Below are 12543 nucleotides of genomic sequence, written 5' to 3' on the forward strand. Positions count from 1 at the left end.
GTCCATTGGGCGGACCGTGGGGGCGGCCGTAGGGTTGCTGTCATGTCTACCTACGCGAAGCGTGAACGACTTCTTCTCGCCGACCTGTTGGAGACCGAGGGTCCCGACGCCCCGACGCTGTGCGAGGGCTGGCGGGCCCGGGATCTCGCCGCCCATGTGGTGGTGCGCGAGCGCCGTCCGGACGCCGCCGGGGGACTGCTGATCAAGCAGCTCGGGTCCCGTCTCGACCGGGTGATGGCGGAGTTCGCCGACAAGCCGTACGCGGAGCTGATCCAGCTGATCCGCACCGGCCCGCCGCGTTTCTCGCCGTTCTCGCTGAAGCAGATCGACGAAGCGTCGAACACGGTCGAGTTCTACATCCACACGGAGGACGTCCGCAGGGCACGGCCGGACTGGACGCCCCGCGAGCTGGACCCGGTCTTCCAGGACGCCCTGTGGTCCCGCCTGGAGCGCACCGCGCGTCTCACGGGCCGCAGCGCTCCGACGGGCCTGGTCCTGCGCCGCCCGGACGGCCGCACGGCGGTCGCCCACCGCGGCCTCCCCGTGGTCACGGTGACCGGCGAGCCGTCCGAGCTGCTGCTGTTCGTCTACGGCCGCCAGAACGTCGCCGACGTGGAGCTGGAGGGCGACAAGGACGCGATCGCCAAGCTGCACGAATCAAAGCAGCTGGGCATCTGAGGAGGACCCCTGTGTCCGCGCCGCCGAAGGGGCGCGGACACAGGGGCGCGGGGAACTGCGCGACCAGCCACAACGAACCCGCAGCGAAAAACGGCACTCAGCGAACAGGATGCCCCGCCACACGCAGCGCATCCTTGACCTGCCCGATCCGAAGATCCCCGAAATGGAACACGGAGGCGGCCAGCACGGCATCCGCACCCGCCGCGACGGCCGGCGCGAAGTCGGCCAGCCGCCCCGCACCCCCACTGGCGATCAGCGGCACGCGCACATGCTTGCGTACGGCCTCGATCATCTCGATGTCGTAGCCGTCCTTCGTGCCGTCCGCGTCCATCGAGTTGAGCAGGATCTCCCCGGCGCCCAGTTCGGCGGCCTGGTGGGCCCACTCGACGGCGTCGATGCCGGTGCCGCGCCTGCCACCGTGGGTGGTGACCTCGAAGGACCCGGAGTCGGTGCGGCGGGCGTCCACGGACAGCACGAGCACCTGTCGGCCGAACCGCTCGGCGATCTCGCGGATCAGGTCGGGACGCGCGATGGCGGCCGTGTTGACGCCCACCTTGTCGGCTCCGGCGCGCAGCAGCTTGTCGACGTCCTCGGCCGCGCGCACCCCGCCGCCCACGGTGAGCGGAATGAACACCTGTTCGGCGGTGCGGCGCACCACGTCGTAGGTGGTCTCGCGGTTGCCCGAGGAGGCGGTGATGTCCAGGAACGTCAGTTCGTCGGCGCCCTCGGCGTCGTACACCTTGGCCATCTCGACGGGGTCGCCCGCGTCGCGGAGGTTCTGGAAGTTGACGCCCTTGACGACCCGGCCGTTGTCCACGTCCAGGCAGGGGATGACTCGTACGGCCAGGGTCATGCCGTGGGCTCCCCTCGGAACGCCTCCACCTCGACCTCGACGACCAGACTGGGGTCCACGAGGCCGGAGACGATGATCATGGACGCGGCGGGTCGCACGGAGTCGAACAGCTCCTTGTGGGCGCGCCCGACGTCGTCCACGTCCCGCGCGTGGGTGATGTACATGCGCGTGCGCACGACATCGCCGCTGCCGAGACCCAACTGCTGCAGCGCCGCGAACGCGACGTTGAAGGCGTTGACCGTCTGCTCGTACGGACCGCCTCCGGCGATCTCGCCGTCCACGATCGAGGTGCAGCCGGAGACCAGCACCAGGCCGTTCGGCAGTTCCACCGCGCGGGAGTACCCGAAGGTCTCCTCCCAGGGCGCACCGGTCGTGACACGCCGTACGTCGCTCACTGAGCCACCGCCTCCAGGGCCTCTTCCAGGGTGAACGCCTTCGCGTACAGGGCCTTCCCGACGATGGAGCCCTCGACACCGAGCGGCACCAGTTCGGCGATGGCCCGCAGGTCGTCCAGGGACGACACGCCACCGGAGGCCACGACCGGGCGGTCGGTCGCCGCGCAGACGTTCCTCAGCAGCTCCAGGTTCGGGCCCTGGAGGGTGCCGTCCTTGGCGATGTCGGTCACGACATACCGGGCGCAGCCCTCGGAGTTGAGTCGCTCCAGCGTCTCGTAGAGGTCGCCGCCGTCGCGGGTCCAGCCGCGTCCGCGGAGGGTCGTGCCCCGGACGTCCAGACCGACCGCGATCTTGTCGCCGTGCTCGGCGATGACCTTGGCGACCCACTCCGGGGTCTCCAGGGCGGCCGTGCCGAGATTCACCCGGGTGCAGCCGGTGGCGAGGGCGGCGGCCAGCGTGTCGTCGTCGCGGATACCGCCGGACAGCTCCACCTTGATGTCCATCGCCCCGGCGACCTCGGCGATCAGCTTGCGGTTGTCACCGGTACCGAAGGCCGCGTCCAGGTCGACCAGGTGCAGCCATTCGGCGCCGGAGCGCTGCCAGGCGAGGGCGGCCTCCAGAGGGGAGCCGTACGAGGTCTCCGTACCGGACTCGCCGTGCACGAGGCGGACGGCCTGGCCGTCGCGGACGTCGACGGCGGGGAGGAGTTCGAGCTTCGCCATGGTCTACAGGGTTCCGATCCAGTTGGTGAGCAGCTGCGCTCCGGCGTCGCCGGACTTCTCGGGGTGGAACTGGGTGGCCCACAGGGCGCCGTTCTCGACGGCCGCCACGAAGGGCTCGCCGTGCGTCGACCAGGTGACCTTGGGGGCCCGCATCACCGGGTTCGCGGTCTCCAGGGCCCAGTCGTGGACGGCGTACGAGTGGACGAAGTAGAAGCGCGCGTCGGCGTCCAGGCCCGCGAAGAGCTGGGAGTCGGCCGGGGCCTCGACGGTGTTCCAGCCCATGTGGGGCACGATGTCGGCCTGGAGCGGCTCCACGGAGCCGGGCCACTCGTCGAGGCCCTCGGTCTCGACGCCGTGTTCGATGCCGCGCGCGAAGAGGATCTGCATGCCCACGCAGATGCCCATCACGGGCCGCCCGCCGGACAGCCGGCGCCCGACGATCCAGTCGCCGCGCGCCTCCTTGAGGCCCTGCATACAGGCGGCGAAGGCGCCGACGCCCGGTACGAGCAGTCCGTCCGCGTTCATGGCCGTGTCGAAGTCACGTGTTATCTCGACGTCGGCGCCCGCGCGCGCGAGAGCGCGTTCCGCCGACCTCACGTTCCCGAAGCCGTAGTCGAACACGACGACCTTCTTGGACGCCTGGGACGCGCTCAATTCCATACCTCCAGCCTCATGACGCCGGCGACCAGACACATCGCGGCGCCTATCGAGAGCAGCACGATGAGGCTCATCGGCATCTTCTGCTTGACGAAGGAGTAGATCCCGCCGAGCAGGAAGAGTCCGACGACGATCAGGACGGTGGAGAGGCCGCTCATGGCTTTACAGGGCGCCCTTCGTGGAGGGGAGGATGCCCGCCGCGCGCGGGTCGCGCTCGGAGGCGTAGCGCAGTGCCCGCGCGAGGGCCTTGAACTGGCACTCCACGATGTGGTGCGCGTTACGCCCGTAGGGCACGTGCACGTGCAGCGCGATCTGGGCCTGGGCGACGAAGGACTCCAGGATGTGCCGGGTCATCGTGGTGTCGTACTCGCCGATCATCGGCGCCATCTTCTCGGGCTCGGTGTGCACGAGGTAGGGGCGGCCGCTCAGGTCGACCGTCACCTGGGCGAGGGACTCGTCCAGGGGGACCGTGCAGTTGCCGAAGCGGTAGATGCCCACCTTGTCGCCGAGTGCCTGCTTGAAGGCGGCGCCGAGGGCGAGGGCGGTGTCCTCGATGGTGTGGTGCGAGTCGATGTGGAGGTCGCCCTCGGTCTTCACGGTGAGGTCGAACAGACCGTGCCGGCCGAGCTGGTCGAGCATGTGGTCGTAGAAGCCGACGCCCGTCGACACCTCGACCTTGCCGGTGCCGTCGAGATCGATCTCGACGAGGACCGATGTCTCCTTGGTGGTGCGCTCCACGCGTCCGACGCGGCTCATGACTCGTCCTGCACTTTCTTCAGTTCACGTACCGCGTCGAGGAACGCGTCGTTTTCGGCGGGAGTTCCGGCGGTGACCCGCAGCCATCCCGGGACGCCGTTGTCCCGGACCAGGACGCCCCGGTCGAGGATCGTCCGCCAGGCCTCGTGGGAGTCGGTGAAGGTGCCGAACTGCACGAAGTTGGCGTCGGACTCGGTGACGTCGAACCCGATGGCGCGCAGCTCGGTGACCAGACGGTCCCGCTCGGCCTTCAGCTGCTCGACGTACCCGAGCAGCGTGTCGGTGTGCTCCAGGGCGGCCAGGGCGGTCGCCTGCGCCACGGCCGACAGGTGGTAGGGCAGTCGTACGAGCTGTACGGCGTCGACGACGGCGGGGTGCGCGGCGAGGTAGCCGAGGCGCAGGCCCGCCGCGCCGAACGCCTTCGACATGGTCCGCGAGACGACGAGATTCGGCCGTCCTTCGATCAGCGGCAGCAGCGAGTCGCCGTGGCTGAACTCGACGTACGCCTCGTCGACCACCACCATTGAGGGCCTGGCGGCCTGCGCGGCCTCGTAGAGCGCGAGGACGGTCTCGCGCGGGACCGCGTTTCCGGTGGGGTTGTTGGGGGTCGTGACGAAGACGACGTCGGGCCGGTGCTCGGCGATGGCCTTCTCGGCCGCCGCGAGATCGATGGTGAAGTCCTCGTTGCGGGGGCCGGAGATCCATCCGGTGCCCGTCCCGCGCGCGATGAGCCCGTGCATCGAGTACGACGGCTCGAAGCCGATCGCGGTACGGCCGGGGCCGCCGAAGGTCTGGAGCAGCTGCTGGATGACCTCGTTGGAGCCGTTGGCGGCCCACACGTTGGCCAGGCCGACCTCGTGGCCCGAGGTGTCCGTCAGGTACCCGGCGAGCCGCGTACGCAGCTCCACGGCGTCACGGTCGGGGTAGCGGTTGAGGTCCCGGGCGGCCTCGCGCACCCGCTCCGCGATCCGCTCGACGAGCGCGTCGGGCAGCGGGTAGGGGTTCTCGTTGGTGTTCAGCCGCACGGGGACGTCGAGTTGGGGCGCGCCATAGGGCGACTTGCCGCGCAGTTCGTCGCGTACGGGGAGATCGTCGATGCCAGTCACTTGCCTTCAGGTACCTTCCACCCGAACCGAGCCTTGACCGCCGCGCCGTGGGCCGGCAGGTCCTCCGCCTCCGCCAGCGTCACCACGTGATGGGCGACGTCGGCCAGTGCGTCCCGCGTGTAGTCGACGATGTGGATGCCACGCAGGAAGGACTGGACGGAGAGGCCGGAGGAGTGGCAGGCGCAGCCGCCGGTCGGCAGGACGTGGTTGGACCCGGCCGCGTAGTCGCCGAGCGAGACGGGCGACCAGGGCCCGACGAAGATCGCGCCGGCGTTGCGCACCCGGTCGGCCACGGCCGCCGCGTTCGCGGTCTGGATCTCCAGGTGCTCGGCGCCGTAGGCGTCGACGACCCGCAGCCCCTCCTCCACACCGTCGACGACGACGATGGCGGACTGCCGGCCGGCCAGCGCCGGGGCGACCCGGTCCTCGATGTGCTTGGTGGCCGCGACCTGCGGCTCCAGCTCCTTCTCGACCGCGTCCGCGAGCGCCACGGAGTCCGTGACGAGTACGGCGGCGGCCAGCGGGTCGTGCTCGGCCTGGCTGATCAGGTCGGCGGCGACGTGCACCGGGTCGGCGGTGTCGTCGGCGAGGATCGCGATCTCGGTGGGGCCGGCCTCGGTGTCGATGCCGATCTTCCCCGCGAAGTACCGCTTGGCGGCGGCGACCCAGATGTTGCCGGGGCCGGTCACCATGTTGGCGGGCGCGCAGGACTCGGTGCCGTACGCGAACATCGCGACGGCGGTGGCGCCACCGGCCGCGTAGACCTCGTCGACGCCGAGGAGGGCGCAGGCGGCGAGGATGGTGGGGTGCGGCAGCCCGCCGAAGTCGGCCTGGGCCGGGGAGGCGAGGGCGATCGACTCGACACGCGCTTCCTGCGCGGGCACCACGTTCATGATCACGGAGGACGGGTACACCGCACGTCCACCGGGCGCGTACAGCCCGACCCGGTCCACGGGCACCCACTTCTCGGTGACCGAGCCGCCGGGCACGACCTGGGTCGTGTGCGTCGTACGGCGCTGCTCGCGGTGGACGAGGCGGGCGCGCCGGATGGACTCCTCCAGGGCCGCGCGGACGGCCGGGTCGAGCTGCTCCAGGGCGTCGGCGATGGCCTTCGCGGGCACGCGCACGGATTCCAGCCGGACTCCGTCGAACTTCTCGGCGAAGTCGATCAGCGCCGCGTCGCCCCGATGGTGCACGGCCTCGCAGATCGGACGCACCTTCTCCAGGGCGGCCGAGACGTCGAAGTCGGCTCGGGGCAGCAGGTCGCGCAGGGCAGGTCCCTCAGGGAGGGCGTCGCCGCGCAGATCGATTCGAGAGATCACGCGGACAATTCTCTCAGACGTCGATCGGGTGCCGTTCGCGTGTATCAGTGGCTGATACAGAGCGTTGCGCGTCATTCCGCGGGGCTCGCCCGGGAACTCGGAAGATCACCTTCACGTCTTGAGTTCAGAGGGTTACCGAGCGGGCAGAACGGTTGTACGAAACCCGCTGGTGACGCTTGATTACGCGGGGAGGAGTGGGAAAAGTCGTGACAGAGGGTGCCGGCATCCGCCCGGGGGACTCGAGGAACACGGGGGAACCGCCGGACGACCTGAGCGCCGCCGAGCTGGGCATGTGGCTGGCCTTCCGCAACGGCAGTGTGTACGACCTGAGGAGCGGCGACAGCGTCGTCGACGATCCGCACGGCGGCCATCCGTGGGGTGCGGAACGCACCGTGCGGGCCCGCATCGTGTGCTGGCTGCTCCTCGACGGCCCGCCCGCGCTCGCCGGGCGTGTGTCGTCCCTCAAGCTCACCGGCGTGCAGATCAGCGGCACGCTGGATCTGGCGGGCGGCACGGTCGTGCCGTACGTCGAGCTGAAGGGCTGCCGCTTCGAGAAGGAGATCCTCCTGCCGGAGGCGCACTTCACGACCGTACGGATGGTGGACTGCTCGGTACCGCGGCTGGAGGCGGCCCGGGTGCACACCGAGGGCGATCTGCACCTCCCCCGCTGCCGGTTCCACAACGGCGCCCGGCTCACCGACGCGCAGATCGGGACGGATCTGCTGCTCAACCAGGCCGTCGTCTACCGGGACCGGCGCGGGCGCTCGATCGTCGCGGACGGCATGAGCGTCGGCCAGGACCTCCAGGCCGAGATGCTGGAGTCGCACGGCGAGTTCAGCCTGCGCGGTGCGACGATCGGGGTCTCGCTGAGCCTGCGCGGCAGCCGGCTCACCAACCCGTACGGGCGACTCGCACTCAACGCCCCCCAGCTGACCGTGGGCCGCACCCTGTATCTGACCCCCGCGGGCGTCTGGAACCCGATCCTGACCAGCGGCACGACCCCCGCGCGCGGGACACGCATCCAGCGTTTCGAGTGCGAGGGCGGCATCCGGCTCGACGACGGCCGGTTCGGCGACGCCGTCGACCTGGAGGGCGCCAGGCTCACCTTCACCGACGACCAGGAGCTGTCGCTGCGCCGGGTGCAGACCCCCGAGCTGCGCTTCCTCGGGGAGCGGCCGGAGCGCGGCAAGGTGGTGCTGTCGGGCGCGAAGGTCGTCAACCTCATGGACCGGGCGAGCAGTTGGCCGGGACCGGGCAACCTGCACATGGGCGGCTTCGGGTACGAGAACCTCGTACCGCAGGGGCCGTTCCCGCCGGCGGAGCGGCTGGCGTGGGTGGCGGCGGCGACCGCCGAGTACAGCCCGGAGCCGTACGAGCGGCTGGCCACCGTGCTGCGCAACGGCGGCGAGGACGAGGACGCGCGCGAGGTGCTGCTCGCCAAGCAGCGCCGGCGCCGGGAGACCCTGCCGCCGGCGGCGAAGCTGTGGGGGTACGTGCAGGACTGGACGGTCGCCTACGGCTACCGGCCCGGCCGGGCCGCCGTGTGGATGGCGGTGCTGTGGGCGGCGAGTTCGGTGGCGTTCGCACACGCGAGCCATCCGCCGCTGAAGGGCGGCGAGCACCCGCCGTGGAACCCCTCCCTCTTCGCTCTCGATCTCCTTCTCCCGGTGATCGACCTGGGCCAGGTCGGCTTCTGGCAACTGCGCGGCGGCTGGCAGTGGCTGGCCGCCGCGATCATCATGATGGGCTGGATCCTGGCCACCACGGTGGCGGCGGGCGCGACCCGGACACTGCGCAGAAGCTGAGCGGGGCCGGACGGACGGACATGAACCACGTTCATCTTTTGCCATTCCTTGACCTCTCGCCGTACAACTAAAAACAGGTTGGGTGTTTGGGCTGGCGCGGCCTCGACCTGCGCCTTTCAATGGTCGGCACCATGGCTTCGCTGCGTGCGTTCCTCCGTGCCACCAGGGCGGAACGGAACACTCCGCCGTCTCCGCTCCTCGCCACTGCCGGACTGACCGCCGATGACGAGGTACTGCTCGACGCGCCCGACGCCCGTCTCGGCCCCGCGCTCGTCGCGGCGGGCCGGGACGAGTACGGTCCCGCTGCCGAGCTGCTGGCCGCCACCCGGGCCACGAGCGAGTGGGAGAACCGCGACCGGTACGTGGTCCGGCTGGCCGCGTTCGCGCACTCCCGAGCGGAGTGGTTCACGTCCTGGCGCTCCGCCGCCCCGCAGGACCCGGACATGCTGCTGATCGGCGCCGAGCTGGCGGTGACTCGCGCCTGGGCCTCCCCCGCCCGGGCCGAACTCCTCCACCAGACCGGCCCGTTGGTCGAGGCCGCCGCGGCGGGCGACCCGCGCGACCCGGTGCCCTGGCGCATCGCCCTGGACCGGGCCCGGGGCAGCGACGCGGACCAGGGTGAGTTCGAGCGGCTGTGGGGCGAGGCCGTACGCCGCTCCCCGCACCACTACGGCTGCCATGTCGCCGCGCTCCAGTACCTGTCCACGAGCCCCTTCCTGTCCCCGGGCGGACACGGCTCGCACCGCGAGTGCTTCGACTTCGCCGAGCGGGCCGCCCAGGACGCCCTGCCCGGCTCCCTCGTCCAGGCGCTGCCCCTGCACGCGGCCTTCGCCTGTCTGACCGAGGGCGACGGCGGCGCGGTGGTGGGCCGCAGCCGCCTGGACGCGGCGGCGGACACGGCGATCGCCCTGTCGGCGACCTACCCGGCGGCAGCTCCCTGGCCGGCCGAGCTGCGCAACCTGCTGACGTACGTCCTGGTGGGACTCGACCGCTGGCAGGACGCCCTGCTCCAACTGCGCCTGACCGGCCCGTACACCACCTCCTTCCCCTGGGACCGGTTCTCGGACGACCCCCTCGGCCGCTTCCTCGAAGCGCGCGAGGAGGTCCGCCGGAACGCGCCCGCCGCCCGTTGCGCGGTCTGCGCCGGTCCGTCACGGAGTGAGCACGGCGGACGCGCACACTCCGGCGACCATTAGGCTCTCCCGTCGTGACCATCGTCCGGCTGCCGCTCTTTCCGCTGAACTCGGTGCTGTTCCCGGGACTCGTACTCCCGCTGAACATCTTCGAGGAGCGATATCGCGCCATGATGCGCGAACTTCTGAAGACCCCCGAGGACGAACCGCGCCGGTTCGCCGTCGTGACGATCCGCGACGGCCATGAGGTGGCGCCCAGCGCACAGGGCCTCCCCGACCGGACGGCGGTGACCGAACGCGGGCCCACGGCAGGCTTCGGCGACGACCCGATCAAGGCGTTCCACGCCGTGGGGTGCGTGGCGGACGCGGCGACCATCAGGGAACGCGAGGACGGCACGTACGAGGTCCTGGCCACCGGTACGACCCGGGTGCGACTGGTGTCGGTCGACGCGTCGGGCCCCTTCCTGACGGCGGAGCTGGAGGAGCTGGAGGAGTCCCCCGGCGACGAGGCGGGCACGCTGGCGGAGGGTGTCCTCAGAGCCTTCCGCCAGTACCAGAAACGCCTGGCGGGAGCGCGGGAGCGGTCCCTGTCGACGGGCGCCGACCTGCCCGACGAGCCGGCGGTGGTGTCGTATCTGGTGGCGGCGGCGACGATGCTCGACACCCCGTCGAAACAGCGCCTTCTCGAAGCCCCGGACACGGCGTCCCGTCTCCGTGAGGAACTGACACTGCTGCGCACGGAGACGGCGATCATCCGCAACCTCCCCTCGCTGCCGGCCTCGGAACTGACGCGCAGCCCGACAAGCCTCAACTGACCGGGGAGCGGACATGGCGAAGAAGAAGCAGCAACAGCAGTCGGGCGGAACACCGGCGACGGTGGCCCTGACGGCGGCAGGCGTCACCTACAAGGTGCACGCGTACGAGCACGACCCCGCGCATCCCTCGTACGGCGAGGAGGCCGCCGAGGCGATGGGAGTGTCACCTGAGCGCGTCTTCAAGACGCTGGTGGCGGACGTGGACGGAGTGCTGACGGTCGCGGTGGTGCCCGTGGCGGGCCAACTGGACCTGAAGGCACTGGCGACGGCGGTGTCGGGCAAACGGGCGTCCATGGCGGACCCCACCCTGGCGGAACGCACGACGGGCTATGTCAGGGGCGGCATCTCCCCCCTGGGCCAGCGCAGGAAACTCCGAACGGTCCTGGACACCTCGGCGAACACCCACACCACGATCTGCGTCTCGGCGGGCCGCCGAGGCCTGGAGGTCGAACTGTCCCCCGAAGACCTCACAACCCTCACCCAGGCGGTAAGGGCCCCGATCGCCCGACCGTAAAGAGACCCCCGAGCCTCCCCCACCCAGCACCGGCCGGCATTTCCAGCCCCGGCCGTACCTCTCCAGCCCCGGCCCGCACCATCAGCCCGTCCGGCGCTTGAGGACAAGGCCCGTTCAGGGCCGGAGCGGGGGTCTGGGGGCGCAGCCCCCAGGAACAGGATGGGCCGGGTAGGGGCGGCGGGGGCGAGAACAACCCCACCTAGACCGGCGGAGCCACCCCCTCCGGATCCCGCGGCCCGAACAACCCCGTCAACCCCAGATGCACCACCAGCGCAGCCACGGACCACACCATCAGCACCCCCTTCGCCCCCAACTTCAACGGCGCCGAGAACGTAACCCCCTTGCCCACAGCCTTCGAGTGAGCGATCACATCCTGGGCGGGCCCGAGCCACACCCCCAACCGCCAGGCCAGCACCGACCCGAGCAACCCCCCGACCGTCAGCCCCACCACCAGCGGCACACCCCCACGCCGCCGCCAGAGGAACACCCCCAGCGCACTCAGCGCCCCCAGGGCCAACGCCAGGAGAGTAAACGTTCCGTCGACCCCGATGGCCTGCTCGCCCTCGCTGTCCTTGACGAACACGGTCCACCGGTTGTTGACGATCTCCCCGACCAACGCGACGTTCGGCGCCAGCCACCACCACAGCAACCCGAGCAGCACCCCACCGACCGCCGTCACCACCGTGACGACGGCGGCCTCCCGCAGTTCGGTCTTCAGACCGGGCCCGTCCTGTCCGTAGGCAGGCGCGAACCCACTTCCCCCGGACGGCTCCGGCCAGAACTGCCAGGACCGCCCGTCCGCAGCCCCCTGGAGCGAAGGCTGTTGCTGCAAGGGCTGGTGGGACTGCGAACCCTCTTCACGGTCGTGCGAGGGCTCATGATGCGGCGGCGGAGGCGGAGTCAGCGGTGCGGTCACCCTGACATCGTGCCAGGCCCGTCCGCGCGGCGCGTCACCGGACGGCCGCCCGGCGGTACGCCCAGGTCGCGACGGCCAGCGAGACCACCCCGACCCCCGCGCACACGGCCAGGTCACCGAAGACGAAGGCCCAGTCCGGGTCGGGCCCGAAGGTCCGGGCGAAGGCCTCCACGCCGTACGTCGAAGGCAGCAGATCCCGCGCGAACCGCACAACCTCCGGCATCCGGTCCGCCGGCAGCACCCCCAGCAACAGCGCCGCCGACATACCCAACTGCCCGAGCAACGTGGCCAGTTCCGGCCGCGGCGCGAGCAGCCCGAACGCGGCGCCGAGCCCGGCGAGCGCGGCCCCCGCGAGCGGGATCACCAGCGCGAGCACCCACAGATGCGTCAACGGCAGCCCGAACAGCACGCACCCGAACACCGCCGTCACCACGGTCCCCGGCACGGTGAAGGAGGCGTACGCCCCCGCGGCCCCCAGCACCACGGCAGCGGGCGGCACCGGCAGGGTCGCGTAGTGATCGAGCCCGCCGCTGGCCCGTAGCTGCCCGAAGTACTGAGAGAGCAGATTCAGCGCGACAAAAGCCACGACAAGCACCGAGGCCCCGGCCACCACGGCCCTCGCCTCGCCGCCCCCGTCAACGACCCCCCGCATCAGGATCATGATCCCGACGGACTGGAAGGTCGCCACGAACAGCAGCGGAATCCGGGCGACCCGGGCCCGGGACAGCTGCGCCCGGTACACCGCGACCAGCGCGGGCCAGAGCCGTACGCGGGGCCCGAGCTCGGCCATCGCCCCGCGCGCGGGCTTCGTTGCGGCCACAGCGCTGCCCGGCAGCACCTCGGCGGGTACGACACTCACGTCGAGCTGCTC

The 12543-nt window shown here is 71.1% G+C and carries 15 protein-coding genes; 5 read left to right on the top strand and 10 right to left on the bottom strand.

What is annotated here, in order from left to right:
* Positions 1-42: 42 nt before the first annotated feature.
* Positions 43-678 carry a TIGR03085 family metal-binding protein gene (locus tag PV734_RS33005; protein ID WP_319093601.1) on the top strand — a complete coding sequence of 212 codons (636 nt, stop codon included), beginning with the start codon at positions 43-45 and terminating at the stop codon, positions 676-678.
* A 97-nt stretch (positions 679-775) separates the two neighbouring features.
* Here the strand turns inward: PV734_RS33005 and hisF are convergent, their stop codons facing one another.
* The 8 genes from hisF to hisD are packed head-to-tail and all read right to left on the bottom strand — an operon-like array spanning position 776 to position 6489.
* Positions 776-1531: an imidazole glycerol phosphate synthase subunit HisF gene (gene hisF / locus PV734_RS33010; protein ID WP_319093600.1), complete on the bottom strand. Its 756-nt coding sequence runs from the start codon at positions 1529-1531 to the stop codon at positions 776-778.
* Positions 1528-1926, bottom strand: a complete 399-nt coding sequence (locus PV734_RS33015) for a RidA family protein (RefSeq protein ID WP_319093599.1) — start codon at positions 1924-1926, stop codon at positions 1528-1530. The genes hisF and PV734_RS33015 overlap by 4 nt, the downstream gene beginning before the upstream one ends.
* The gene (priA, locus tag PV734_RS33020) at positions 1923-2648 is read right to left on the bottom strand and encodes a bifunctional 1-(5-phosphoribosyl)-5-((5-phosphoribosylamino)methylideneamino)imidazole-4-carboxamide isomerase/phosphoribosylanthranilate isomerase PriA (protein WP_319093597.1); all 726 of its coding nucleotides are present in this window, start codon (positions 2646-2648) and stop codon (positions 1923-1925) included. Before priA ends, PV734_RS33015 begins: the two co-directional genes overlap by 4 nt.
* A gap of 3 nt (positions 2649-2651) precedes the next feature.
* Positions 2652-3308: an imidazole glycerol phosphate synthase subunit HisH gene (gene hisH, locus PV734_RS33025; protein ID WP_319093596.1), complete on the bottom strand. Its 657-nt coding sequence runs from the start codon at positions 3306-3308 to the stop codon at positions 2652-2654.
* The gene (locus tag PV734_RS33030) at positions 3299-3463 is read right to left on the bottom strand and encodes a hypothetical protein (RefSeq protein WP_006377507.1); all 165 of its coding nucleotides are present in this window, start codon (positions 3461-3463) and stop codon (positions 3299-3301) included. The genes hisH and PV734_RS33030 overlap by 10 nt, the downstream gene beginning before the upstream one ends.
* 4 nt (positions 3464-3467) lie before the next feature.
* Positions 3468-4061 (bottom strand): imidazoleglycerol-phosphate dehydratase HisB, encoded by a 594-nt coding sequence (gene hisB / locus PV734_RS33035; protein WP_006377508.1) that lies wholly within the window; start codon positions 4059-4061, stop codon positions 3468-3470.
* A complete protein-coding gene (locus PV734_RS33040) occupies positions 4058-5167 on the bottom strand; it encodes a histidinol-phosphate transaminase (protein WP_319093595.1) in 1110 nt (369 codons plus the stop codon). The genes hisB and PV734_RS33040 overlap by 4 nt, the downstream gene beginning before the upstream one ends.
* On the bottom strand, positions 5164-6489 hold the full coding sequence (gene hisD / locus PV734_RS33045; RefSeq protein WP_319093594.1) for a histidinol dehydrogenase: 1326 nt from the start codon (positions 6487-6489) through the stop codon (positions 5164-5166). The genes PV734_RS33040 and hisD overlap by 4 nt, the downstream gene beginning before the upstream one ends.
* Positions 6490-6695: 206 nt before the next feature.
* Here hisD and PV734_RS33050 point away from each other — a divergent pair, with 206 nt between their 5' ends.
* The 4 genes from PV734_RS33050 to ybaK all read left to right on the top strand — a co-directional run bounded on the left by PV734_RS33050 (position 6696) and on the right by ybaK (position 10756).
* A complete protein-coding gene (locus PV734_RS33050) occupies positions 6696-8294 on the top strand; it encodes an oxidoreductase (protein WP_319093593.1) in 1599 nt (532 codons plus the stop codon).
* 119 nt (positions 8295-8413) lie between these two features.
* Positions 8414-9490: a hypothetical protein gene (locus tag PV734_RS33055; protein WP_319293377.1), complete on the top strand. Its 1077-nt coding sequence runs from the start codon at positions 8414-8416 to the stop codon at positions 9488-9490.
* A gap of 11 nt (positions 9491-9501) precedes the next feature.
* Positions 9502-10242, top strand: coding sequence for an LON peptidase substrate-binding domain-containing protein (locus PV734_RS33060; protein ID WP_319093592.1), 741 nt, complete (start codon positions 9502-9504; stop codon positions 10240-10242).
* A 13-nt stretch (positions 10243-10255) separates the two neighbouring features.
* Positions 10256-10756, top strand: coding sequence for a Cys-tRNA(Pro) deacylase (gene ybaK, locus PV734_RS33065; protein WP_319093591.1), 501 nt, complete (start codon positions 10256-10258; stop codon positions 10754-10756).
* Positions 10757-10955: 199 nt separating this feature from the next.
* Here ybaK and PV734_RS33070 read toward each other — a convergent pair whose 3' ends face one another.
* On the bottom strand, positions 10956-11672 hold the full coding sequence (locus PV734_RS33070; protein ID WP_319293325.1) for a hypothetical protein: 717 nt from the start codon (positions 11670-11672) through the stop codon (positions 10956-10958).
* 34 nt (positions 11673-11706) lie between these two features.
* Positions 11707-12531 carry an ABC transporter permease gene (locus tag PV734_RS33075; protein WP_319293327.1) on the bottom strand — a complete coding sequence of 275 codons (825 nt, stop codon included), beginning with the start codon at positions 12529-12531 and terminating at the stop codon, positions 11707-11709.
* Positions 12532-12543: the final 12 nt, after the last annotated feature.

This window comes from Streptomyces sp. AK08-02, assembly GCF_033795085.1.
Classification (GTDB): domain Bacteria; phylum Actinomycetota; class Actinomycetes; order Streptomycetales; family Streptomycetaceae; genus Streptomyces; species Streptomyces echiniscabiei.